The following is a 24,235-nucleotide window of genomic DNA, read 5'->3' as shown; positions in this document are numbered from 1 at the left end:
ATAAACCTCTTCGCTAAAACCTATGGGTATATAGTAGTTTTCTAGATTAAACCGGATATTAAACTATGAAAATATCCAGGGGTGAAGCAGAAAAATGAAAGATTTTTAAAAAAATACACATCGTTCGAGGCAGCTTTAGCTATTGAATCTCCGTGGTACATTTCGAATTATGAATTTGATCATCAGTATCAAGCTCTTCATATTTTTCTTGATTTTCATCGTGGTTCAACTTTTACAGACGCACATTGTGGACATCCACTTGCCAAAGTGTATGATATCGTGGATGAAGATCAAACATGGCAGCATCTTGATTTTTGGCAATTCAAAACGGTTCTACATGCTCGGTTACCTAGAGTAGAATGTGGCATCTGCGGCAAAGTACGGGACCGTCATCGTAGGATGGTCGCAAAAAGGTGCTGGTTTTACTTGGTTTTTTGAATCGAAAGTAATGAATTTGATGAAAGAAATGCCGTCGCTGCTGTTCACCGTAAGTGGACGAACATGATATACGACTCTGGCGTGTCTTTCACTATTATGTCCAAAAAGCCATGGATGAATGTGATATCACCCAACTGGAACGACTTGCCATTAATGAAACATCATCTAAGAGCGGCCATCACTATGTCACCTTATTTGTTGATATCGACACGAAACGTGTACTATTCGCTACGGAAGGAAAAGGTTCAGAAGGGCTAAAAATATTTCAGGCATTTCTCATTGAAAAAGGTGTGAAACCCAGTCAGGTCAAAGAAGTTTGTAGTGACATGTCGGCTGCTCTTTATTCATGGCATCGAAGAACGGTTACCTCATGTTCATATTACGTTTGATAAATTTCATGTGATGAAACTGGTAAACGAAGCCCTTGATAAAGTCCGTCGATTAGAATCTGCAGATCAGCCTGATCTAAAACGGACACGTTATATCTGGCTGAAGAATCAAGAGAACCTGACAATGAAACAACGTGAAACATTTCTTAAGTTAAAGGATTCTGACCTCAAAACAGGGCGAGCCGATCGTTTAAAATTGTCTCTTCAAAGACTTTGGCAACAGAATGAATATTACTCCCCCATTATATTTTGAGGATCGGTATGAATGGGCGATAAGATCCTAGCTTCCACCCATGATAAAGGTAGCAAAAACAATAAAACGGCATGAAATAGGCATCCAGAGATGGTTCATCACAAAAATGACGAATGGTTTTCTTGAAAGTGTCAACAGCCTGGTTCAAGCCTCAAAATGTAAAGCAAGAGGATACCGATCTATACGGAACTATATTGCAGTAATATATGCGACTGTAAATAAGTTGGCCATCAATGTTCAGCCCCCTGTGGCTAAATGATGTCCTTTTTGGACTAAATACACACCCTCAATCTTGGGAAAGGCGGTCAAGCGCTTCCCTTGACGGGATTTCCCAAGATTGAGATCCTATGAAAAGTCCAAGAACATTATTGGAATGATAGATTCTATTAATTTTTACCCTTTCCACACTAAATGGCGAGGAGCCAATAAATTTAATATTCAAGTGCGTGGAGGTATAGTATACCTATCGTAAACTAATAAGGTTAAGAATTTACCTGTTTATTTTTTAGCAAAAATTCGTCATATATCATATTAACAATCTCAAAATCTACTTTTTCGTCAAACTTACGTGCAAATAGCATGTTGGAGTTTATTAAAGATTCAAAATCCTTTTTTTGAAAAATATATGGATTGCCCCGCTTCCAATCAATGTACCTCAAATTACCAGATACACTAAAACGATATATTTTTTCCTTGAATTTAGAGTTAACAATTAATGTCTGAAGAAAAACTTCATCACAAAAAACAGAAGATCTATATAATTTTCTTATTCTATTTTTATTGTCTAATATCAATTTTACTAAATCTCCTGTGATACTAAACCAATTTGACCCCTTAGCATATTTATTTTTTTTGCTTCTATCCATTTTCACTAATTTTTGTGTTAGAATAAAAATTTTGTTTATTATTTTTTGTATATATGGCAAGATTCCTTTTTTCCTTCCAATCTCATTAAATATATAATAATACTTAATACGTGTATTATCCCATTCACTTATGAATCCAACGAACTCCATTCCAGAATTCAATTCAAAAAATTCATGAATAAATTTTTGATTCTTTATTGGTAGGTCTACCCCAGAAAGTAAATGATAATAGTCATAATTATCATTTTTAAAGGCCATTTCCAACAGTAATAATTCACATTTAACCTGAGTATATCCCCCCCAATTGACATGAATTCTGTCTGAGAAATAAATTTTGGATTTTTTAGGTATATTGATAAATAAATTTTGATCAAAATCAGTTACTTTTCTATCAACATGAATGTAAATATCATTTTTATCAAAATCAAGTAACCTAATCAGTTTTCCTAATATACTAAAATTATTATGTGCCATTATTAGATATGCATGTTTCCCCATAACTATTTACCCCTTTTCGTTATATATTCAGTATATAACTAGAGTTATTTTTCTTACTAAGTCTTATACTTTCTAATTTAATGTTTTAGTAAATCTACTATTTTTCTCGGAATAAATAATAATAAAATAGTTTTTATAAGTCCAATATAGCTATTAATTTCAGTTACTTTAAAGTATTTAATTTGAATTCTAAATCTACTTAATAATTGTTGCTTTCTTCTTGTAGCCGATATTCCTGTACTATTATACTCTTGTTCTAGTAATACTTTATTTATATTAGCAACCTTGTATTTAGATAAAATCCGAAAGAAGAATTCATAATCCTCTGCGCTTTTAAAATTAACTGAGTAGTTTCCGATTTCGTTTAAGACGTCAGAATTGAACATAACCGAAGGATGACTAAAACATGAGTTTAAGTGCATTCTACTTTTTATTTTTTTATATGTCATGGGAGGTTTAAAGGAAAACATTAATTTTCCATCTTTTGTTTTATAGTCTGTGTAACTACCCACTAAAGCTACATCTTTATTATTTTTCAAATATAAGCATTGCTTACTAAACCGATTTGTTAAAATTTTGTCACCTGCGTCTATTCTAGCAATATATCTATATCCATTAGCTTGAATAATTTTAAGACCATAATTCAAAGCATTTTCAATTCCTGAGTTTTCAGCCATTCTGTAAACAAAAATATTGTGATTTCCTATGATAGTAGTACATTTAATTGGTACCTTACTACCATCATCTATTACATAAACATCTAGTTTTGCATCCGTCTCTCTAACTAAAGAATTAAGAGTTAAAAGTAAACCTTCTTGATTATTATAAACAGGTATTAAAACAGCAATATTATTCATAAATATTTTCCTTATCTTTATTTTTGTTTTATTAAAATTAAGTAAACCACATTTAATTATTCAAATTTCACGTTTAGATTTAACGGAAGTAAATGAAGACGTATTTTTTTTTGTAATAAAATAGAGTTTATAGAGTATTCCTAAATTTACAAAAGTACTAAAATACAATATATAAGATTTAACAAAAAAAGAATCCTTTTTAAAAGACTTTCTCAAAAAAGCCCTCCCTTTTTTTATAATTAATTTGTTTTGGTCTACTATTCCAGTTCTTATAATTATTTTTGCTAAATTAAACTGAGAAAGGCAATAAGTTTTCTTTTCTAATTTCTCTATTAAGTAATCATACTTTTCATAAAACCTTATATGTCCATCTAATACAGATTTTATATTTGTTGTTATTCTATCACCGTCATGTTCATTAAATACTACTAAAGATTCATCTACAAAATCGAAATTAGAAATCTGTGCCAGCCTAACCCATAAATCCCAGTCTTGACAACTTGGCAAATTAGAATCAAAACCACCCGTCTTAACTAAAAGATTCTTTCGTATCATTACAGTTGAAGTTGTACCTACACAATTTCTTATTAATAATTCATTTAAAATCTGCCCATTAAATTTAGGGGTGGTTTTATTTCTAATACCATTATTAGAAACATTAATTATACCTGTATAAACAACTCCAACCTTTTTCTTTTTTTGAAATATCTTCATTTGTTTTTCTAGTTTTGATGGTAACCATTGATCATCTGAATCAAGAAACGCGATAAACTCACCAGTTGATTTGCTTATGCCTGTATTTCTAGCTTGTGGAGCTCCCATATTTTTATTATGTTTGACATAAACAATTCTATGATCCTTTAATTTTTCTTCCATAACCATCTGTTCAGTATTATCGTTTGAACAATCGTCTACAATAATTATCTCAATGTTATTATACGTCTGATCTTTTAAACTATTTATTGCTCCATATAATAATTTTTCCCGATTATAAGTAGGTATTATTACACTTATTTTTGTAGACTGATCCAATATAATCATTCTCCTCTTAATATTAATAAACTCATCTATTCATTTAATCATATTTTTATACTTCCGCTTAGATAATATTTTTATAAATTCAATGAATACGTCACTTTTTAGGATAACTAAAATAACAGTATATATAAATATTCCCATAAAACTAAAAAGAACAATTCCTACATATTCATTGTCTATTGAAAGCTCTTTTTTAATAAAAATAGAAACAATAATTGATACAGTTGTTATTGCGATTGTTTTCAAAATATCTATATTAAAATCTTTTTTTGCAATAGGCATAGAGAATTTTTTTAAAAACTTAATATATATAAATAACAAACTTAAATATGACGCTAACACTGTACCTACTACTACTCCATACAATCCAATGAATTTAGAAAATATAATACTTAAAGTAATATTTAATATACTAATAAAAATACTATTAATAAATGGTGAAAATGAGTCCTTATTGATATAAAAATATTTATACATCAAATCTCTAATTCCATTAGAAGGCAAAGCAATTGCTAAGATTAAAGTACACAAAAAAACGAAATGGGTATCTTCGGCACTAAAATTTCCTCTTTCATAAAGTATGCGTATCCCTTCACTCCCCCCAACAAAGAATAATACAACAATTAAGCATAATATAACGTTAATAATCTTAATGTATTTAAATAGACTCCTTTGACGCTCTAGCTCATTTCCTTTTTTTATCAATTTAGGATAAATAAATGAAGTGAGGTTACTCAGAAATAACATGTTTATCATAACAATTATTGAATTAGAATAATTCAATATTGAAATACTTCCAGTTCCTAATCGGGATGCTATCATGCTATCAATTATTAAAGATACTTGGTACACTCCTGTACTTAGCATTGTTGGAAAAAAAACTTTTAGCATCTCTCTAAAACCACTATCTCTCAAATCGTAATTTATTTTATATTTAAACCCAGATTTATATACAATATACAAATGCAAAGTAACACTAATTAAACATGTTATTAAAATAATAATTGCATATAAATAAATATTAATTTTTGAAGCAATAAAAATAAGCAATATTACTGAAAGTATTGTTGTAAAGAGCAGTATTAACTTTTGTCCATTGAACTTGTCATTAAAATTCAATATTCCCTGAACAAGTACCATTAATGAATTAAAAAAACCAATTAATAATGTGAATATTATTATGTTAGAGGCAATACCAATAAAATAACTATCACTTGAGCCACTTAACAATAATATTAGTTGTCTCCGAAAAACAATTAACACAAAAAGAACTGCGATAGCTACTGTATAAATAGTTGTGATAAATATATCTATTGAATATTTGTTTTTTCTACTTCTTAAATATGGTATAAGAATAGTAGAAACACCTGCACCTATGAAACTGTATACAAAATTCGAAAAATTCGTTGTAAGATTAAAAACATCTAACTCAGTGCTTATTCCAAAATATGAAGCCGTGAGTGAATTTTTAATCAGTATAAAGAATTGAGTTAAAATAGTTAATAACATCATTAAACCCAACTGATGAATTGCATTACCTTTAATTCCCATATTAAGCACTCTCTCAATTGATTGGTTTTGTTAATAGAAGCTCATCTAGTTTTTTAAAATGCTTACTAGAATTATGCACTTGTTTAGATACGTCCATACTGTTTGTGTTTAAACTCTCAAAAACTTCATTAGGGTGTATTCTGTGAATTTTATTTCTAAGATCTCCATAAAAACCTCTAAAAGCAATATCCTCCATTACGTTTAACATTTTATCACTGTAAACAATCGGGTATACAGGTTTATCATAAATCCATCCAAGAATCATTGAATGAAATCTCGTTGCTACTACACCAGATGAACTTGCAATAACGTTAAGTGTTTCTTCGATATTAGCTTGATATAAATGTCTTTCGACCTTATACCGATATATTTTTGGAATTCTTTTAATTACTGATTCAACAGCTTCCTCATCACCTTCCGATTCACAAAAAGACATTAGTGTAACTGTATAGTTATTTTTAATAAAATAATTAGAAATTTCTTTTATTTTTTCATAATACCCGTCATCAACACAAGGTATACATTTCTGAGATGGTTTAATTACTGATATAATAATGTTATTCTTTTTCTTAATATTTCTTTTCTTAATACCCAATTGAAAAATAATATCATCACTGAACCTAACATGATTATAATGTTTAAATAAATTGTAAGAATAACTATCCCTAAAACAAATATCATAATAATTCTTGAATAATTTATTATATCTTTCATAGAATTGTTTCTGATTAAATGGACCAAAATTGGCTCCTAATACTAAAAACGGACTATCATTAAATTGCATATGTTTTTTATCAATATAAGAAGATTCCCAATTATCATGTTGCATATATAAGGAACCTCCTATATAAACAGATATATCTGTTCTTTTTGCTATTTGTTTCCGAATGAAGTAAAAAAACTTTAGTTTTCGCAAGATTAAATTGATTATTCTTGAAAAAAATGAATCACTTGAAAACACTTTTAAATTCTTGATTTCCTTTTCAAATTTTTTATATTTTTTTGGTGCGTATAAAAAAAACTTTGTATTTGGATATCTATTACATAAAATCTTAATAAAAAGATCATCACCTAAATTAAGATTTGTATAAGCATAGAGCATCACTTTTTTCATTCTGTTACTCCTTTTTATTACCCATCTCATTTATTATACCTCTTAATCTTAAAAGCTTATTCTTTATCTTTTCAGTTAGAAAATAACAAGTGAAAAATGAAATAAACACATAATTATGTGCAGATAAAAAAAGATTACAAAATAGTTTCACATATATTTTTTTGTATATGTTAATTTTTTTATAAGTTTTCTCATTCTTAATTTTTTTTAATATATAACAAACTTCTTTATCTTTTTTTAATAAACTTAATGTTCTAATCAAGTCATATTTTTTTTTATTGGAATAGCTTAATATAAAATAAAAAATTTTCTCCATATCATAAATCAATGTAAGCTGTAATAAGTCATTGTTTTCGTATTCTTTATTGATTCTTGAAAGATAAGTGTAGAAAGAATGAAAAAGTGAAATAGTCTCTTCGTAAAATTTATTATTATAGGTTCTAGATCTTGAATTTTCTACAATATTAAAATAGTAGGTATATTTATTTATTATTTTTATATTTGGATCATTAACATAACATTTTAAATTAAATAACCTATCTTCTGCGTGGATTTTTTCTTGAAACCTTATTTTATTTCTTTTAAGAAAATCTACCTTATACAACTTATTCCATACAGTTGATAAAGACCTAGATCCTGATATAAAAAATTCTAATTTATTTTCCAATAGTCGTAACTCATCACTTCTAAACAATTTATTTTGGAACTTGTTGTTCTTTACATACCCCCCTTTTTCTTGTTCATAATGATTCCCAATAACAATGTCTATAGTATTTTTATTTGTATGTTCCACTAGTTTTTGTATTGCATCTTTCTCCAAAAAATCATCTGCATCAAGAAAAAATACATATTCCCCATTTGAATTAGTCACGCCATTATTTCTTGCTACTGACACACCTGAATTTTTCTGCTTAATATATTTTATTCTTGTATCCTTTAATAACCACCAATTAATAATTTCCTCACTATTATCTGATGAACCATCATTAACTAAGATCAATTCTAGGTTTTTATAATCTTGTTTAACCACACTCTTTATGCAATCATTTAAGTATTTCTCCTTATTATAAATAGGGATAATTACACTTACTAGCATTTTATAACCTCCCTCAAACAATAACTTATATAAAAGTTAATGTAATATGGTTAATAAATAAATTAAAAGTTTATTATGAGAAACTATATTTTTACTTTTGTTAAAACTTAATTTCTTACACTGGCAAAATAATTTATTAAGGTAAAGATAAGAAAAACTAGGTAAAATAATTGGTGATATGAATGTAGAGCCTTTCCCAAGAAGCCATATAAAAGAATAGCAATTAGACTGAATGATAACCCTAAAATAAATGGATCTGATTTATATTTTTTAAAATTAAATAAAGGAGTTATATGCATTATAAACATTAATATAAATATAGATAAATAAAATATCCCACCTTCAAACCATATCAAATAATAAATATTATGAACCGAATTTTCAAAGAAAAATGAATCTCTATAATTCATTGCTAAATAACTATATTTATTAACTGCATATACCCAACTATTCAAACCATAACCTAGCAAAGGCTTTTCTCTAATGTACTGTAGGGCAAATTCATTATGATAGTGTCTGTTTGAAATTTGATCATCATTACCACTATCTAAATTTCCAAATCTTTGTAGAATATAAGGCCCCATAACTACTACTATTAAGGTTAACAAAAGTACTATAGTAACTTTTTTTACTTTTGAAAAGTTTTTTTTGTTTTTCATTCTGTTTAACAATATCCACTCAAAAATCAATATAAATCCCACAATAAAAATGCTAGTTCTTGAAAAAGTTAATATAACCCCTATTAATCCTAATAAAAAAGAAAGCGAGACAAAGTATTCTTTTTTTTGTAAGACTAGAGGAAATAAAAACACAACGACACAAAGTAGAAACATTGATAGAGGACCTGGATGTCCAAATGTCCCAGTAACTGACACAAACGGAACACCCTTCCTCTGGTCAATTACACCTTCACCTATTATACTTAATCCAATAGCCCTTCCTTTGATTAATTCAAGTAATATTAATATACATTCAAATAATATTACAAAGCCAAAGCTACACACAACTACTGATTTTAATTTTTCTCTATCTATTTTCAGAAAAATAAAATTCCAAAACATATACATACCGAACAAACTTAAATAAAAACTTATTTGCGGGAAACTTGCTTTTTTATATTCAGCGTAAAAACTTAAAAAAAGTGAAAAGAAAACAAAAAGAAAAACAAATAACACTCTACTATTAAAATACCTATAGTCCACTAATTTATCATTGCTCTTTAATTTAAAGATTAATATAGATATAATTCCAAGGAACAAGACCAAGTGGGTAATATTCAAGTAAAAATCTGAAGCACCAACACCACTTAAATACTCTACAGGGTTTATTTCTATTTCTGAACGAATCACAATTGATAGTATACTGACAATAACAAACACTATCAAAGGGTTAAAAATTAAACAACAAATAATATAGCCGATTATAAAAACGACTAAAACTATCAATTCTAAAGATAATGTACTATTATTAACTAACCAAACCAAGGAAGAAGAAATTCCAATAATAATACTCAAAATAATAGTTAATATAATTTTAATAGTCTTAAAATAAACACTCATAACGACTCCTTATTACCGTATACAAAAGTACCAAATGTTTAAGTATTTTCAATAAATTTAACATCTAATAATCTGACAAAACTAAATCTCACCTTCCAAAAAGATTAAAATTTTAATAAGTTTGTGCTAATTATAACCCTCTCGATTTAATAGTTTGTTATATAACCTATAAATTTTTTTGTTCATTTCATTACTTGTATAATTGTCTATAAAATATTGATATCCATTCGCACCTTTATTTTGTAATTCTTTTTTCTCAAGATTATTAAATATGTTTTCTAAAGACTGAATATTATCGATGTCAAACACGAATCCATTATCATTATTTACAAGCTCAGGCAACGCCCCTCTATTGCTAACAATAATTGCTTTTTTATTTTTCATCGCTTCTATAGCAACCAGTCCAAACCCTTCCCATCTTGAGGGGATTATAACAACATCCGAAGCCTGATAGTAATCATCAATATACGAGTTATCTATTTTACCAAGATAACTTGTATTCGAGGGGAATTCAATATATTGATTATCAAGAACAGAATTTCCAATAATATAAAAATGAAAATTTTGATTTTTATATTTCATGACAAATTTAAGCAATATATCTATACCCTTTTGCTTATCTAACCGCCCCACAAACAAAACCTTTATTTTTTTTGATTGCATTTTTATTGATGCATTACTTTTTTTATTATTATCCAACTTTTTTTCGGAAATACCGTTATTAATTAAAAGCATTTTTTTTGTAGGGAGTTTAACTTTACAAGCTTGATTATGTTCATATATTGAAATGTTAATTATTTTATCGGTACAAAGGGACAATATTTTTTCACAAATAATATATATTTTCTTTTTAAAATTAGAAGTATCCATAAGAAAACTCCAACCATGAGAACAATATATAACTTTACTTTTTGATCTTATCGTAAACAATGCACATCTTACAAAAAAGCCAGCGAAAGTACTGTGAATATGTATGATGTCTGGTTTTAATATTTTAATTTTTTTTCTAAAGTAAAATATCATTTTAACCAAATGAAACATACTTCTACTATATTTATAATACACAGTATTAATCTTAGTTGACTCATTATAGACTTTGTCTGATTTTTTTTTGCTAGCATAAACATAAATTTGACAAGTATCATCTTTTTTTGTCTGATATTTTAGTACTTCATTAATGTACGTATTAACTCCACCATTTACATATTCACCTATATGCATAATTTTCATATTAATCACACATCATTTCTAAAAAAACTAGTAATATAATATTAACCTCTTCATATTTACCGATACTCACAGAAAAAACCATTATGTTGAGTATACCTTATTTTAATAAGCATCTTTGTTGTTTAAAATTACAAAAATAGTTTTTATGACAATAGCAGAATCCACCTTTATACTCCTAGTTTTTATATACTTTAGATCTAACTCTACCATTTTTTCAAACCCCACATTACTTCTACCATTTACTTGCCATAATCCTGTACACCCTGGTTTAATCAATAATCTCTGTTTTTGATACTCTGTATATTCTTTTACTTCTCTTACAAGGGGGGGCCTAGGTCCAACTAAACTCATATCACCTTTTAATACGTTAAGCAATTGAGGAAGTTCATCAATACTCGTCTTTCTGATAAATTTACCTATTTTAGTCACCCTAGGATCATCTTTCATTTTAAACATTGCGCCCGTCGTTTCATTTTGATCCAATAAGTCTTCTAAGAGTTCTTCTGCATTTGAAACCATGGATCGAAACTTATACATCGTAAAAGTCTTTTCATTTTTCCCTACACGCACTTGCTTAAACAAAACAGTACCTTTCGAATCCTCTATTTTAATCAAAATAGAAACGATTAAAAATACTGGAAATAATAAGATTAATCCTATTAGAGAACCCAAAATGTCAATTGAACGTTTTATAATTAAATATCCTTGTTGAGAAGCAATAATATCCTCGTTAACTTGCTTTTTGCTAGGTATAACTTGATAATCAGATTCAACTTTCTGTTTAGAGAGAGCCATTTACAAGCCCCCTCTTAAACATAAGTAGCCTTATGGTTTGCTAGTATTTCGTTTATCCCTTCAAGCACATCACGCTGAATATCCTTATTCTTCAGAGCCAGTTCTACCTGTGTAAGTACAAACCCAACCTTCTCCCCAACATCATAACGATCACCTTCAAAGTTATAAGCATCTACACCTTGAAGATCATTCAATCTCTGAATAGCGTCCGTCAGCTGAATTTCCCCGCCTGCCCCTATTTCTTTCTTCTCAAGGAAATCAAAAATTTCAGGTGATAATACATAACGTCCCATAATGGCTAAATTAGAAGGTGCATCTTTTTCAGGCTTCTCTACAAATTGTTTAACACTATATAATCTGCCATCTTGGCTTGTTGGATCAATTATTCCATAACGATGAGTTTGATCCTCAGGAACCTCTTGAACTCCAATAACAGAGCGGCCTGTCTTCTCATATTGTTCAGTTAGTTGACCAATACACGGATTATCTGCTTGAACTATGTCATCACCAAGTAATACCGCAAATGGTTCATGCCCAATAAATTTACGTGCTATCCATACAGCATGACCTAAACCTAGTGGTTCTTTCTGTCTTATGTAATGGATATCAATCTTAGATGATTTTTGTACTTTTTCTAGTAAATCAAGTTTTCCTTTTTTAATAAGTGTATTTTCTAACTCAAAGGAATTGTCAAAGTGGTCTTCTATGGCTCTCTTTCCTTTTCCAGTTACGATGATAATATCTTCAATACCGGCTTCAACTGCTTCTTCAACAATATATTGAATCGTTGGTTTATCGACAATTGGAAGCATTTCTTTCGGCATGGCTTTTGTAGCTGGCAAAAAACGGGTACCGAGTCCAGCAGCAGGAATAATCGCTTTTTTTACTTTTTTCACTTCAAAATCTCCCCTCAAGAGTTTAATTTAAAATATCCCCAAAAACTTTTTCTCTCTAATTCTATTAGGCTCTTCCCTGTTCACCATTTTCCCATCAACAATAAGCTCTGCATTTTCCTGAAACAGGTAAACCGTTTCGCCTCCAAAACTCTTTTCAAGCTCTAGATAAGCTTCCCTCATATAAAATGGTCGTTTTGTTGTATTATGGGAGTCTGAGGCAAGGACATGGGTTAATCCATGCTCGACCATTTGCATTGTTAACTTTTTAACTTTCTTTCCATTCTTACCAATAAGACTTGCTGCGGTGATTTGAGATAGTGCTCCATTTTTGACTAAGTTATAAAGCACTTCTGGATGATCAAAGATTTCTTGATTACGTTCAGGATGAACGATAATCGGAGTGATTCCCTTGACTTGCAAGTCAAAGAATAATTGTTCTGCGTATCTCGGGACATTCTGTGTCGGAAATTCAACTAATATATAGGAACCCGTTTCGTTAACGGTCACGAGTTCTTCCTCTGATTCAGGCAAGGCCATTTCACCAAAGATTCTCGGCTCTTGTCCAGGTAAAACTATGACGTTGATGTTTTCTATTGCGAAGAGTTCATTAATTAATTCAACATTTTTTACAACAGAAGCTTTAGGATTATCCCAAGCTCGATTACGGTGATGAGGAGTCGCTACGATATGGGTAATCCCTTCCTTCATGGCTTCTCTCCCCATTGAAAGAACCATTTCTTCATTTTCTGGTCCATCATCAACTCCTGGAATAAGATGACAGTGGATATCTATCATAACTACACCTCCCCCTATACAATCGATTAACTATTACCGTAATAATAGTAGTAGTGACTACCTTTTGTTTGCTTCTTACGGTTTAGAACCACACCTAGCAATTTTGCTTGGGCTTTAACAAGTAATTCTTTTGCACTTACAGCCGCTTCCTTCTCTGTTGTACCGCTTTGAACAACAAGAACGGTCCCATCACATTGATTCGCCATGACTTGCGCGTCTGTTACCGCAAGCACGGGCGGTGTATCAAAAATGACCACATCAAATAACGTGAGAGCATATTTCATAAACGCATTCATAGCAGCTGAACTTAATAGTTCCGCTGGATTCGGTGGGACTGGGCCACTCGTTAGAACAAATAAATGATCGACTTCGGTCTTTTGAATGGCTTCTTCTAAGGTGTCTTTCTTCGTTAAGACCGTCGTAAGTCCTGTTGTATTAGCGAGTCTAAATGTATAATGAGCCGTTGGTTTACGTAAATCCGCATCAACAACTAGGACATTCTTCCCTTGCTGGGCCATCACAACGGCAAGGTTCGCTGTTGTTGTTGATTTCCCTTCACCTGGACTTGATGAGGTCACCATGATCGTCTTTAATTCTTGATCCACCGTTGAGAAGTCAATATTCGAACGTATCGTCCGATATTGTTCTGCGATCGGGGATTTTGGGTTATTAAAGGAAACGAGACTGCGCTGCTTCATTTCTGTCATAGTTTTTCTTTTGCTTAATTTACGCTTCAAGGTGATCCCCCCTTGCCTGTGTATGTGCCGCATGGGATGTTTTCTTCACGTGATGTTGATCAGCCGATATTTCACTAATCGTACCAAGGACAGGAAGACCCAATAATTTTTCAAGGTCATCTTCCGTTTTAACGGTATTATCTAGATACTCTAGCAAGAAAGCAAGACCGACAGAAATCATTAATCCAACAACAAAGGCAATCGCCATGTTCATTTTTGGATTCGGGCTGACTGGATTTTCACTACTTGCTAAATTGGCTTTCGAGAGAACGGTCACGTTATCCACTTTCATGATTTTCTTAATTTGTGTTTTAAAGATGGAAGCCGTTTTATTAGCAATTTGAACAGCCTCTGCTGGATCGGTGTTTTTGACCGTCACATTAAAATATTGAGCGTTTTGGACTGTTTCGACAGAAATCATACTTTGAAGAGCTTCTGCTGAATAATCTAAATTCAAATCCTTTATCACTTGATTTAGGATAATTGGACTTTTCACAATGCCGCTATACGTATTGACGAGCTGTACGTTTGTTTGCACAGCATTCTGATTATATAGACTATCTTTTGAGCTTTGCTGGTTAACTAGTATTTGAGTTGATGCACTATATTGCGGTGTAATAAAGAAAAAAGTAAAAATAGCGCTTATAATTGTAGCTAATAGGGTAATGGTAATAATGAGAAGTAGACGTTTCTTCAACGTTGCAAAAATCTCTTTCAAACTTATCGTTTCTTCCATAGTCGCCTCCACTTTGTCAAATAATTTAGAATTAGATCTCATAATGTTGTCATTATAGCATATTTGTAGATGAATAAGGCTACTATGTTCTAAATTTATAAAATTTAACAACTTGAATTGTTGTCTTAAGCTGTTATGAAGTAGACAATATTTTCTATTTTTCTACAACTTTAGACTTAAATAACCATTAAAGTATAATACAAATTTAAACAATTTTAAAGAGATTTTTCCAAAGCTTTATTAATAAAGTGAGAGTTTAACAGTCTCTTAAAAAATAGAATATACTCGTTTATTCTGGAATGATATAGTAAATTTGTTCCCTTTTTTTTGCAAACATTCGACTTTGTTTGAAGAAGACTCGATAACCACCTTGTTGCAAGTCATCGTAATCCACTTCATGCAATTTATTCTTTTTCGCGAACTGTTCAATGGCTTTCTTGACATCATCTGCAAGGATTGTTTCAATTGGCTGCGAATTCTCCGCCAGATGTGATTTTCTTCCGTCATATTCAATAAAAAATGAAAATTTGGTCATGATATGCTCCGCCCTTTCTCCTCATAGCATTCTTTGTCTATTTTTTTATTTTCGTATTTTAATTGGACCAGTAAGTCGGTCGTTATCAAATTGATAATATTTGTTATTGAAATGAAACGTTAAAACAAAAAGCTAAACGTTTAACATGTTTAACTTTAAGGAGCTTAGATTAAGGATTCATAGATGATTCGTAAGGTTTCTAGAATTATGTCGTTACTTTTTTCCCTCTAAACATGCAACTACTGGGAGGCCATGTTCTTAAGACGAGACAGGGGCGAGAATGATCTAACAAAGTCATCACCCTTCTCTTTTTCCTATTTATTTTTATTTAAACAGTTCAAATAGCCCTATTACTTTCCATTGATTTTCCATTATAACTTACCACATTATGAGAGTCTAGGAAGATATTTCGGCAATTTTTGCTATTTTTTATCCATCTTCATACAATGTCACTTGGTACATCGTCTCTTCCAAACAATCCCCTTTTCGCTTCGAGTAAAAGACATGGTATGTACGGGCATTAACTTTAAACAGCCCGCTATATGTTGCCCTATACATCTTTTCAAAACGCTTGACGGCTTGTTCGATCGAACGCGCTTTGACCAGCGTGACATAATGACGTGGTAGTGACTCCTGCACGCCTCTTTCTCTTTTTAAGAAGAATAGAAACTGCGCCGGTGGCGATGATCGTGACATGCTTACACCTCCCAAAAACAACGGACTCGATTAGTGATAAAATTTTACAAAATGGAAAGAATAGACTAAAATGATGTCATAATAATCAAAATCTTCGGATGCTATTTAAGCAAACTATTAGATATGACATATCTCACACATTTTCTATTAAGTTTCAACAATTTACGTAATAATAACACACCGACCGTTACACTATCATTACACCATTGCGATAAAACGCTAGTATTGTAAATTTTTTTAAATTTATTAGTCGGTCGTTGGTCGTGGTTTTGAGTTTATGTATGTACGGGTCTTAAGCTTCATTCATATCGTCCTAATAATTTACAGATTAATATTTAATCGTATGACATTAGTAGAAAAGACAGAACACCTTTTTTGTGTTAATTCTGATGGTTATAGTGCAAGAGAAGTATGACTATGTGGGACCATACAATTTCAGGCATAGAGCATTCAATGTATGATCATATTTAGAATAGATTGTTCGTTAGGGGTCGTATTTAAAACTGTTTTGCTCTAAAGTCAAACCGTTAATAAGTTTTGAGTACGGAGCATAAATAAGTAAGGACACTAGACAAGGTAAGCTAGCGTGTTCAAATGATATTTTATACGAAGAAATGAGGATAAAACCATGCCCTATCTTAAAATGAAAGATTATGATCTGTACTACTCTTACCATGACTATGAATCTAGCAGACCTACACTTGTCTTCATTCACGGTTTAAGTTTTGACTCGTCAATTTGGCAATCTCTCCTGCCTCTACTTGGGCAAAACTATAATACGCTGATCTATGATATCAAAGGACATGGCCGCTCGGTCGTCACCACAAAGGAAATAGCCTGTTTTTTCCAAGATCTCTGCCATGAATTCCGTGCCTTGATAAATCATCTTAAGCTAACGAAGGTTCATCTGATTGGCAGCATCACGGGTGGCAATGTGGCATTAGGCTTTTACCCTATTTTTAACCATATCGTGAAATCGCTTACCTTGTTGTCCACTCCCTTTTCTATTCCGAATCTGTTCTTACAAGAAGAGCAGGACCTTCATAAGACCTTAACTCAAAAGGAATACGCACGGCAGCTGGCGGGGAAATTCATTTATCCCTGTACAAGCGAGAAACGTAAGATCGTGGAAAAAGCTTTGTCCTCCCTCAATGAGCGAGGTTTTAACTACCCACTCAATCAACAACTGATGAAACCGGATCTCTCTTCCATCGACTGTCCGGTACTCATTTTACACGGGGAGTATGATCCTTTATATCCCGCACATCATGCGATTCTTTATGCGAATGATTTGCGAAACGCCAGGGCCCTCATTGTTGCCAACAGCTCGACCCTTGTTGCGCTGGATCGTCCCGAAATTGTGAGTCAGTTTCTCCTGAATTTTTTGGAGGATGAGAAGGTTGAACAAAAGACGGTCCCTTTTTATAACGAAGATTTTTTTACAAAATGTCTTGAAGATGTCTCATTGGTGGGACCGATGAGTTGGAGTAACCAGACCATGAATTCAGAGAAGCCGATCCTTCAGATTCATACACAAGGCTCCTTTCAAGTTTACTGGGAGGGCACCCCTGTGGAGGGGACGTGGAATCGCCGGAATGCGAAGGAGCTCTTAGTCTTTCTTGCTTTTCATGATGGGGTGGCTACGCGTGAGACGATTATCACCATGTTCTTTCCACATCAATCGATGGAAAAAGCTCGAAGTGCCTTGCGCGTTCAGCTGAGCCATCTGCATTCTCTGTTCAAACAGCAAGAAGACGAGCGACTGAACGAAGCACTTTCCATAACACGAGAAGGCGTTCAGCTTCTCTTGCCAGTCGAATGTGATCTTGTGGATTATGTCAAACAGCTCGACAGCCTGTTCAATCCAAATAAATCGCTCATGAAGCGTTACGTGATATTCATCGACTTATTGAATGCCGGTTCTTTTAACCTTGTCTCAACTTTCCGAAGTGAGTGGTTTGTGAACTTAAGTGATAAAATCGATCGACGTCTTACTAAAGCCATGATGACCATCTATGAAGAACTAAAAAAACGACACTTCATCTATGAAATCAAACGTCTCTTGCGAAAATGTGAACCGATCGAACCGTATGAAGGCTTCTGTAAAGAAACGTTACAGGAATTAGGCACATTACATACAAAAATCGATAAAAAGAGTGTTTATTATTCAGAAAGAGAGGGAATGTAATCTCTGAAAATCTTAATTACCCTATCTCCTCTCATATTATTTTCCTTTGTTTACCATAAGGATACCCTAGCACCTATGTGTTAGGGATTTTTTTTTTGCACTTTAAAGAAGTACAAGTATGTTGAAGTGGGAAAACACGCGAAAAGTGCTTTCTCTAAAAGAGGCTACATAGCCAAAAAGTGAGGGACCTTGATAGTTTCGTTCAATCAGTATACGTGTAACTAGGCCTCTGTCTCGTCTTATAGGCCCCGCAATTGACAAGTTTCTTTATCTTAAGAGTTGTTTGGGACGAGATTTGCAATCATCATGGTTTTGACCCTACGTAAGTCTTTAGGCCCGTCATGGGTCATTTGTAATGGTTATTTTTGTTAAAAATGTTTGAAATGTCGTATTTTGCTCCTTTTCTCATCGACTGTTGTCGATATTTTTGGAATGATTTTTATTTTATTAGGACTTATTACATTGTATGATAGGAATAACTAAGGGGGATCCGTGCGATGTCTTATATTCAGATGAATGACTATAGACTATATTACGAGTACTTCGAACGCCATTCGCGCCTACCAACCGTTGTCCTAATCCAGAGTTTTGGGCTTGATTCGACATCTTGGAAGCGACTTTTGCCCTATTTTATAACTAAATACAATGTTCTTGTGTATGATTTTTATGGACATGGGAAAACCGGCTATTCCTCTCGTCCACTGAATCTTAAACAACTACAATTGGAATTTAGGTCGCTTTTAAGCCATCTTTCCTTAGCTGATGTACATTTAATCGGTTGCAGTTTCGGAGGGAACTTAGCGTTAAACTTTGCGACGACCTTTCAAGATGACGTCCAATCGATCACGCTGCTTTCCACCCCCTTTCGATTCCCATCCGGTTTATTGCACGGTGAACATATGGAACAGACCGGCGTCACGGGTGCCTATGATTATTGTTATGAATTAGCTAAGCAGATGATTTACCCTATTGATGAAGAAAAATTAAATATCGTCTTACAAGCGATGCTCAAAATCCCATTGAACATTCTCATCCAATCGACGACGCTACTAATCAAAGAGGAAACACGATTAACGGATATGACATCCGTCACCCAGCCCGTTCTTATTTTACACGGTGAATACGATCCCATTTTCCCTGCCAAAATGGCTATTTTATATGCCAGCTATTTTAAAAAAGCCAGAGCCTTAATGATTGCGAACAGCTCAAGCGAAGTCGCCCTTGATCGCCCAGACGTCGTCGCTTCGTTCATCGATCAATTTTTAGACGATATCACAACGAAAGTGCCAGCCCGAAAAATAAAAACGATCAAGACCGCTGTGATATCTCTCGGTTCCCTGCGGATGGAAGTCATGAAAGACTACCGAGTAACATGGAACAACCAACTTGTTGAAGGGCATTGGCTCAGACGGCATGCAAGAGACTTTCTCTTATTTCTGATTATGAACAAAGGCTCCGTCACACGAGACAAATGCGTCGACGAATTCTTCAGCAACCTGGACTACCAAAAAGCCAAAAACCATTTACGCGTCACACTCAATCACTTAAAAAACATCTTCCGGCAGCATCCTGATCCCGCATTGCATGACGCCCTTATCATCACACGAGATCAAATTACACTAAAAGCTCATATTGAATGTGATTTACTCAATTACCAACAAGCCCTTGACCACCTCTTTGACCCAAAATTTGGCGTCATGAGACGTTACTATCCGTACATGTACTTCATTCACTTTGACGTCAATCGCAAATTTGGCCAGGATATTCGCGGCGAATGGGCCACTCGCATTCATGATCACATCGAAGACCAACTACACGACATGTTCCTCCTCCTCGTTGACGAACTCAAACAACGAAACTTGACAGTAGAACTCACTCAGTTGTTGCAGCAATACAAACTAGCTGAGCCCTATCCGGGATATTGTGAGGAGGAACTCAAGCATATCGGAAGGTAGAGAGCAGGGATTGAACGGGGTTCTTGTTTTGTAGGGATGGGGTGTGGGGCGGGTGGTGAGTGCTTCTGGTTGAGGCGTGGGGGTAATGTGGGCTGAATATTTGTGCTGTTAGGTTGTGCGATGGACATCGGGTGGCGAGAATTGCTGCTTCGGTGTGAATGAATACCGGATGTGTGGGGGGCGGCAGATGAGGCGCTTTGGTGTGGGATTGAGCGGTTTGGGGATTGTGCGAGGGCGGAGCGGGATTGGACTATTTGTGGGCAAGATTACGCCCGGGCGGAGCGGTATTGTGCTACTTCGAATTCGGATTATCGCACTACTTGGGGGTGGGATTGCATCACTTCGCTTTTGGATTGCACCACCTACAAGCATAATTGCACCACTTTACTTGTGGATTGCACTACCTGGGGGTGGGATTGCACTACTTCGCTTGGGGATTGCACTACTTGCTGGGATTGAAGAGCTTCAGCTGTATTGCGGTATTGAGCTTCTTCTAGATTTATTGGGGAATAGCCACGGAATTGAGGAGCTTTGGCGTGAGATTGAGGCACTTTGGCTTGGGATTGTGGCATATCGACGTGGAATTGAGGCGCCTCGGCGTGGGATTGAGGCACTTCGAAAAGGAATTGCGCCACTTCGAAAAGGAATTGCGCTACTTCATAGAGGAATTGAGCCACTTCGAAGTGGAATTGAGGCACTTCGACGTCTAATTAATGAGCTTCGGTATGGAATTGAGGTTCTTCTATGAGAAATTTTCACAGGCTTTAAAATGGATTTGCACCACCCCTAATCATATCATAATTGCACAACCTTTGCTTTTACGTATATCATTACATACAATTGATGAGGAACCTTGAGACAATTCTTTTTATAATAAATAAAGAAACTCTGCTAGAGAGCAGAGTTCAATTTACAGAGGTTCAACCCCTGTTACATCTTCAATTTTTAACCACCAGATTTCAGGCTCCTTCTCAATTTTGATCCGCTTCATGACATGATCGAAATTCGTGATGTATCCATCAAGTGATTCGATAAACCCGTCTTTATAATACTTAACTCTAATCTGATGGTGATTATGTAGTGCTTCGTTTAATGTTCTTCCGATTTCTTGGAGTTCTTGATCATCTAAGATGGGTTTGACAATCTTCTTTTGCTCTTCTTTGTACTTCAATAGTGCCTGAACATGTTCCGGCAGCAACATTCGCATAGATTCCCATCTGACATTACTTCCTTTTGTTAATTTATTCGGTTTCATAGCATCATCTCCTCTCATTTACCATATATTATACAGGAATACATGTTCGATTCATACTGGAAATAAGTACATATGTTCGGTATAATATAGTATAAATAGGAGCGTGAATAAATATGCGTAAAGGTGATATTATTCAACTTATTTATATAGATAAAAATAACAACATCAGCCAGCGTACCATAAGAGTGATTGCGGTGTCTGATTCATATATAAGAGCATATTGTTACTCAAAGAAGGCACAGCGTATATTTAGAAAAGAGAATATACTCGGGAGTAAGATAATAAAACGGGCTGTATGAGTTAAATGGGATATGGTCCGTACTCAGGTTCAATGTTGGGATCATTATTTATGTAGACTATATATTTATGTCATTGACTCAGATTTTTAGGTTGTTCGGGAATTTGTTGTGAGCGCAGATTTTATGTGGCGTTCGTTCGAGGATATGTGGCTTCCGCAAATTTTTATGTGACGTTCCGATGAGTTTTATAGTGTTCAACAGATAATGTTACGATATCAACCATAGAAAAAAACTGAGACCCCAGGATTTCACCCAAAGTCTCAGTAAGTGTTTAATTTTTATTATCAACCAAAGCAAACATCATTTCTGCTTGGCAAGCGAGTTCGCCATCGACTGTCGCTGTGCCTGTGGCTTTTGCAATTGAACCTTTGAAACGTGTGATTTCGACTTCGAGTTTCAATTGGTCTCCAGGTCGAACTTGACGTTTGAAACGGCATTTGTCAATTCCTGCATATAGAGCGATGCGGTCATCTTTCGCTCCTTCTTTAGAAAGCATGGCGACGCCACATACTTGAGCGAGTGCTTCACAAATGAGGACGCCTGGCATCACAGGATAGTCTGGGAAATGGCCGTTAAAAAACGGTTCGTTGACGGATACATTTTTTATTCCAACCGCACGTTTTCCTTCTTCTACTTCAAGTACTCGGTCAACGAGAAGAAATGGATAACGGTGTGGGAGAAGTTTTTTTATTTCATCAATAGTTAACATGTTTTTAGTCCTTTCTATGTAAAATACGAGCTATTTGGAACCCTTCAAAAAGTCAGTAATATGGCTCCAAGTTGAGGGTTTAAATACATCTAAGGCATGTCCGCCGCCCACTTTATAGCCTATCATGTTTCCTACGATAAACATGATAAGTGCACAAAATAAAATAAGGACGAGTCGTTGCCAAATTGGGAACATACGGCGACGATACGTGGACTGAGTCTCTTCTTTCGCAGATTCTTCTTTTTCTTTTTTTGTATTTTTCTGTTCTATTCTTGAAGCGGGTTTCTTTTCAGCACCCGGGCGATTTTGCTGACTGTTGCCTGATTCTGTTTGCCGTATGCGAGATGCCTTAGGATCGTTTTGTTCAGTGTTGTTTGCCATGATTCTATTCCTCTCTTAACGGATTAAATTATTTACAAGACCAGACATTTGGTCACTCATCGTTAGTGCCCGTGCGTTAAATTGATACGACCTCTCTAAAGTTACTAGATCTGTCATTTCTTTTGTCATATCAACGTTTGAATTTTCAAGAGCATGTGATTTTACAGCCCGATCCGCTAGCGGAGTTTGCGTTAGCACATCGGCCGCAGTAAGACCTAGAGCCTGCATGTTCGGTAAACCGTATAAATTATCCCCTCTGGATTCTAACAATTCAGGGCGATTGACCGTGACAATGCCAATTTGTCCGACTGTCTGACGTGTATCATTTGGCATGATAGCGGTCACTTCCCCATTCGAGCTCACTTCAATCGACTTTGATCCGCTCGGAAGACTAATGGGATTTCCATTTGAATCGAGTATAGCTTGTCCATTTCTTGTCACAAAATTGACTTGCGATGGATTCTGATCATTTGTAGATAAGTAAAAAGCACCATCGCGTGTATATTGTGTGACGCGTCCACCCGTTCCATTAGATACACCAATTTCAAACATTTGATCAGGAGAAGTCAGAGCAAGATCTAGATCACGGTCGGTTGATTGAATACCGCCTTGCGTCATATTGGTTTTTATATCGTCAATTTTTGCACCAGTACCAGATCTAATCCCATCTGGTGTCAGACGAGGTGCCTTATCTTCTTTGGGGTTGATATTATCCATTTGCTGCTCCAGTAATTCAGTGAATGTCGCATTTTTACTCTTGTACCCTGTCGTGCTGGCGTTAGCTAGATTATTGCCAATCATATCTAACTGCTTCTGGATTTGCCCCATCGTGACACTGCTGGTAATCATACTTCGCTGCATCGCTCTTATCCTCCTTTGGGTTTGGGTTAGTGTAAATGTGAATGGTGTTGGGTCGCCTCAACTAGAGTGTACCGCTCTGAGAGGGGGGCGAACTAATTTTACTTTTAATTGAGCTACTATAGGCTGGGTTTAAGCTACTTCGGCTTTGAATTGAGCTGCTTCCAATACGAATTGAGGCACTTTGAACTGGAATTGAGCTACTTCTAGTACGAATTGAGCCTCTCCAACCGGATTTGAGCCACTTTCAATGCGAATTGAGGCATTTCGAACTGGATTTGAGCTACTTCCAATACGAATTGAGGCACTTCGAACCGGATTTGAGCTACTTCTAGAACGAATTGAGCCACTCCAACCGGATTTGAGCTACTTCCAATACGAATTGAGGCGCTCCAACTGGAATTGAGCCACTTCTAACCATATTTGAGCCACTTTCAATAAGAATTGAGGCACTTCGAACCGGAATTGAGCCACTTCACACAAGATTTGAGTTACTTTGACCGCGGATTAG

At 34.1% G+C, this 24,235-nt stretch carries 27 protein-coding genes; 7 read left to right on the top strand and 20 right to left on the bottom strand.

From position 1 onward, the window contains the following. Positions 1 to 81: 81 nt before the first annotated feature. From GMB86_RS16085 to GMB86_RS15995, 4 genes are read left to right on the top strand one after another with little or no spacing between them, the layout of a single operon-like run. Positions 82 to 438, top strand: coding sequence for a transposase family protein (locus tag GMB86_RS16085; protein ID WP_329602840.1), 357 nt, complete (start codon positions 82 to 84; stop codon positions 436 to 438). Between the two features lie 53 nt (positions 439 to 491). Then, on the top strand, positions 492 to 827 hold the full coding sequence (locus tag GMB86_RS15780) for a transposase (protein WP_329602839.1): 336 nt from the start codon (positions 492 to 494) through the stop codon (positions 825 to 827). Further along, a complete protein-coding gene (locus GMB86_RS16000) occupies positions 760 to 1,080 on the top strand; it encodes a transposase (protein WP_329602838.1) in 321 nt (106 codons plus the stop codon). Before GMB86_RS15780 ends, GMB86_RS16000 begins: the two co-directional genes overlap by 68 nt. A 40-nt stretch (positions 1,081 to 1,120) precedes the next feature. After that, entirely contained in the window at positions 1,121 to 1,339 is a 219-nt protein-coding gene (locus tag GMB86_RS15995) for a transposase (RefSeq protein WP_268987307.1), read from the top strand. Between the two features lie 223 nt (positions 1,340 to 1,562). On the opposite strand, the gene GMB86_RS09100 is transcribed toward GMB86_RS15995, so the two are convergent. From GMB86_RS09100 to GMB86_RS09030, 15 genes are all read right to left on the bottom strand, one after another. Beyond that, a complete protein-coding gene (locus GMB86_RS09100; RefSeq protein WP_155218887.1) occupies positions 1,563 to 2,444 on the bottom strand; it encodes a beta-1,6-N-acetylglucosaminyltransferase in 882 nt (293 codons plus the stop codon). Between the two features lie 77 nt (positions 2,445 to 2,521). Continuing rightward, on the bottom strand, positions 2,522 to 3,301 hold the full coding sequence (locus GMB86_RS09095) for a glycosyltransferase (RefSeq protein ID WP_155218885.1): 780 nt from the start codon (positions 3,299 to 3,301) through the stop codon (positions 2,522 to 2,524). A gap of 60 nt (positions 3,302 to 3,361) precedes the next feature. Continuing rightward, entirely contained in the window at positions 3,362 to 4,342 is a 981-nt protein-coding gene (locus tag GMB86_RS09090; protein ID WP_155218883.1) for a glycosyltransferase family 2 protein, read from the bottom strand. 30 nt (positions 4,343 to 4,372) lie between these two features. Further along, a complete protein-coding gene (murJ, locus tag GMB86_RS09085; RefSeq protein WP_155218881.1) occupies positions 4,373 to 5,890 on the bottom strand; it encodes a murein biosynthesis integral membrane protein MurJ in 1,518 nt (505 codons plus the stop codon). A 13-nt stretch (positions 5,891 to 5,903) separates the two neighbouring features. Further along, positions 5,904 to 7,004, bottom strand: coding sequence for a polysaccharide pyruvyl transferase family protein (locus GMB86_RS09080; RefSeq protein WP_196220176.1), 1,101 nt, complete (start codon positions 7,002 to 7,004; stop codon positions 5,904 to 5,906). 4 nt (positions 7,005 to 7,008) lie between these two features. Further along, complete coding sequence (locus GMB86_RS09075; RefSeq protein ID WP_155218877.1) at positions 7,009 to 8,100, bottom strand: glycosyltransferase family 2 protein; 1,092 nt, start codon at positions 8,098 to 8,100, stop codon at positions 7,009 to 7,011. A gap of 107 nt (positions 8,101 to 8,207) precedes the next feature. Continuing rightward, positions 8,208 to 9,659, bottom strand: a complete 1,452-nt coding sequence (locus GMB86_RS09070; protein WP_155218875.1) for an O-antigen ligase family protein — start codon at positions 9,657 to 9,659, stop codon at positions 8,208 to 8,210. Positions 9,660 to 9,785: 126 nt separating this feature from the next. After that, positions 9,786 to 10,889, bottom strand: coding sequence for a glycosyltransferase (locus tag GMB86_RS09065; RefSeq protein ID WP_230459065.1), 1,104 nt, complete (start codon positions 10,887 to 10,889; stop codon positions 9,786 to 9,788). 102 nt (positions 10,890 to 10,991) lie between these two features. Continuing rightward, a complete protein-coding gene (locus GMB86_RS09060) occupies positions 10,992 to 11,684 on the bottom strand; it encodes a sugar transferase (protein WP_155218873.1) in 693 nt (230 codons plus the stop codon). 14 nt (positions 11,685 to 11,698) lie between these two features. Further along, complete coding sequence (gene galU, locus GMB86_RS09055; protein ID WP_329602837.1) at positions 11,699 to 12,580, bottom strand: UTP--glucose-1-phosphate uridylyltransferase GalU; 882 nt, start codon at positions 12,578 to 12,580, stop codon at positions 11,699 to 11,701. A 27-nt stretch (positions 12,581 to 12,607) separates the two neighbouring features. After that, a complete protein-coding gene (locus tag GMB86_RS09050; protein WP_155218869.1) occupies positions 12,608 to 13,375 on the bottom strand; it encodes a tyrosine-protein phosphatase in 768 nt (255 codons plus the stop codon). 26 nt (positions 13,376 to 13,401) lie between these two features. Next, positions 13,402 to 14,082 carry a CpsD/CapB family tyrosine-protein kinase gene (locus GMB86_RS09045; protein ID WP_141189907.1) on the bottom strand — a complete coding sequence of 227 codons (681 nt, stop codon included), beginning with the start codon at positions 14,080 to 14,082 and terminating at the stop codon, positions 13,402 to 13,404. Positions 14,083 to 14,101: 19 nt separating this feature from the next. Next, complete coding sequence (locus GMB86_RS09040; RefSeq protein ID WP_141189616.1) at positions 14,102 to 14,848, bottom strand: YveK family protein; 747 nt, start codon at positions 14,846 to 14,848, stop codon at positions 14,102 to 14,104. 289 nt (positions 14,849 to 15,137) lie between these two features. Beyond that, positions 15,138 to 15,383 (bottom strand): hypothetical protein, encoded by a 246-nt coding sequence (locus GMB86_RS09035; RefSeq protein ID WP_141189617.1) that lies wholly within the window; start codon positions 15,381 to 15,383, stop codon positions 15,138 to 15,140. Positions 15,384 to 15,812: 429 nt separating this feature from the next. Then, positions 15,813 to 16,079 (bottom strand): hypothetical protein, encoded by a 267-nt coding sequence (locus GMB86_RS09030; protein ID WP_141189618.1) that lies wholly within the window; start codon positions 16,077 to 16,079, stop codon positions 15,813 to 15,815. Positions 16,080 to 16,707: 628 nt separating this feature from the next. On the opposite strand from GMB86_RS09030, the gene GMB86_RS09025 reads away from it, so the two are divergent. From GMB86_RS09025 to GMB86_RS09015, 3 genes are all read left to right on the top strand, one after another. Then, complete coding sequence (locus GMB86_RS09025) at positions 16,708 to 18,267, top strand: alpha/beta fold hydrolase (protein WP_155218867.1); 1,560 nt, start codon at positions 16,708 to 16,710, stop codon at positions 18,265 to 18,267. A 497-nt stretch (positions 18,268 to 18,764) separates the two neighbouring features. Continuing rightward, positions 18,765 to 20,222: an alpha/beta fold hydrolase gene (locus GMB86_RS09020; RefSeq protein ID WP_155218865.1), complete on the top strand. Its 1,458-nt coding sequence runs from the start codon at positions 18,765 to 18,767 to the stop codon at positions 20,220 to 20,222. 217 nt (positions 20,223 to 20,439) lie between these two features. After that, positions 20,440 to 20,970, top strand: coding sequence for a hypothetical protein (locus tag GMB86_RS09015; RefSeq protein ID WP_230459064.1), 531 nt, complete (start codon positions 20,440 to 20,442; stop codon positions 20,968 to 20,970). 162 nt (positions 20,971 to 21,132) lie between these two features. On the opposite strand, the gene GMB86_RS09010 is transcribed toward GMB86_RS09015, so the two are convergent. The 5 genes from GMB86_RS09010 to GMB86_RS15510 form a co-directional block, all read right to left on the bottom strand. Next, positions 21,133 to 21,477 (bottom strand): YolD-like family protein, encoded by a 345-nt coding sequence (locus tag GMB86_RS09010; protein WP_196220175.1) that lies wholly within the window; start codon positions 21,475 to 21,477, stop codon positions 21,133 to 21,135. Positions 21,478 to 22,047: 570 nt separating this feature from the next. Further along, positions 22,048 to 22,485, bottom strand: a complete 438-nt coding sequence (gene fabZ / locus GMB86_RS09005; protein WP_155218859.1) for a 3-hydroxyacyl-ACP dehydratase FabZ — start codon at positions 22,483 to 22,485, stop codon at positions 22,048 to 22,050. Positions 22,486 to 22,515: 30 nt separating this feature from the next. Beyond that, entirely contained in the window at positions 22,516 to 22,866 is a 351-nt protein-coding gene (locus GMB86_RS09000; RefSeq protein WP_155218857.1) for a DNA-directed RNA polymerase subunit beta, read from the bottom strand. Positions 22,867 to 22,881: 15 nt separating this feature from the next. After that, the gene (locus GMB86_RS08995) at positions 22,882 to 23,727 is read right to left on the bottom strand and encodes a flagellar hook-basal body protein (protein WP_155218855.1); all 846 of its coding nucleotides are present in this window, start codon (positions 23,725 to 23,727) and stop codon (positions 22,882 to 22,884) included. A gap of 203 nt (positions 23,728 to 23,930) precedes the next feature. Next, positions 23,931 to 24,074: a hypothetical protein gene (locus tag GMB86_RS15510; RefSeq protein ID WP_196220174.1), complete on the bottom strand. Its 144-nt coding sequence runs from the start codon at positions 24,072 to 24,074 to the stop codon at positions 23,931 to 23,933. Positions 24,075 to 24,235 lie beyond the last annotated feature (161 nt).

The sequence above is a fragment of the Terrilactibacillus tamarindi genome, from assembly GCF_009718825.1.
Classification (GTDB): Bacteria; Bacillota; Bacilli; order Bacillales; family Sporolactobacillaceae; genus Terrilactibacillus; species Terrilactibacillus tamarindi.
Note: the sequence above shows the minus strand (reverse complement) of the source record. Positions and strands in the feature narration are given on the sequence as shown.

Bases quoted from the DNA above. Each gene is read 5' to 3' on its own strand.
- GMB86_RS09090 (WP_155218883.1), bottom strand. From the start codon at position 4,342: ATGATTATATTGGATCAGTCTACAAAAATAAGTGTAATAATACCTACT.
- GMB86_RS09040 (WP_141189616.1), bottom strand. From the start codon at position 14,848: ATGGAAGAAACGATAAGTTTGAAAGAGATTTTTGCAACGTTGAAGAAA.
- GMB86_RS09060 (WP_155218873.1), bottom strand. From the start codon at position 11,684: ATGGCTCTCTCTAAACAGAAAGTTGAATCTGATTATCAAGTTATACCT.
- GMB86_RS09045 (WP_141189907.1), bottom strand. From the start codon at position 14,082: ATGACAGAAATGAAGCAGCGCAGTCTCGTTTCCTTTAATAACCCAAAA.
- GMB86_RS09035 (WP_141189617.1), bottom strand. From the start codon at position 15,383: ATGACCAAATTTTCATTTTTTATTGAATATGACGGAAGAAAATCACAT.
- GMB86_RS09025 (WP_155218867.1), top strand. From the start codon at position 16,708: ATGCCCTATCTTAAAATGAAAGATTATGATCTGTACTACTCTTACCAT.
- GMB86_RS15995 (WP_268987307.1), top strand. From the start codon at position 1,121: ATGATAAAGGTAGCAAAAACAATAAAACGGCATGAAATAGGCATCCAG.
- GMB86_RS09095 (WP_155218885.1), bottom strand. From the start codon at position 3,301: ATGAATAATATTGCTGTTTTAATACCTGTTTATAATAATCAAGAAGGT.
- fabZ (WP_155218859.1), bottom strand. From the start codon at position 22,485: ATGTTAACTATTGATGAAATAAAAAAACTTCTCCCACACCGTTATCCA.
- GMB86_RS09000 (WP_155218857.1), bottom strand. From the start codon at position 22,866: ATGGCAAACAACACTGAACAAAACGATCCTAAGGCATCTCGCATACGG.
- GMB86_RS09050 (WP_155218869.1), bottom strand. From the start codon at position 13,375: ATGATAGATATCCACTGTCATCTTATTCCAGGAGTTGATGATGGACCA.
- murJ (WP_155218881.1), bottom strand. From the start codon at position 5,890: ATGGGAATTAAAGGTAATGCAATTCATCAGTTGGGTTTAATGATGTTA.
- GMB86_RS08995 (WP_155218855.1), bottom strand. From the start codon at position 23,727: ATGCAGCGAAGTATGATTACCAGCAGTGTCACGATGGGGCAAATCCAG.
- GMB86_RS09065 (WP_230459065.1), bottom strand. From the start codon at position 10,889: ATGAAAATTATGCATATAGGTGAATATGTAAATGGTGGAGTTAATACG.
- GMB86_RS09070 (WP_155218875.1), bottom strand. From the start codon at position 9,659: ATGAGTGTTTATTTTAAGACTATTAAAATTATATTAACTATTATTTTG.
- GMB86_RS09080 (WP_196220176.1), bottom strand. From the start codon at position 7,004: ATGAAAAAAGTGATGCTCTATGCTTATACAAATCTTAATTTAGGTGAT.
- GMB86_RS09020 (WP_155218865.1), top strand. From the start codon at position 18,765: ATGTCTTATATTCAGATGAATGACTATAGACTATATTACGAGTACTTC.
- GMB86_RS09010 (WP_196220175.1), bottom strand. From the start codon at position 21,477: ATGAAACCGAATAAATTAACAAAAGGAAGTAATGTCAGATGGGAATCT.
- GMB86_RS09030 (WP_141189618.1), bottom strand. From the start codon at position 16,079: ATGTCACGATCATCGCCACCGGCGCAGTTTCTATTCTTCTTAAAAAGA.
- GMB86_RS09100 (WP_155218887.1), bottom strand. From the start codon at position 2,444: ATGGGGAAACATGCATATCTAATAATGGCACATAATAATTTTAGTATA.
- GMB86_RS09075 (WP_155218877.1), bottom strand. From the start codon at position 8,100: ATGCTAGTAAGTGTAATTATCCCTATTTATAATAAGGAGAAATACTTA.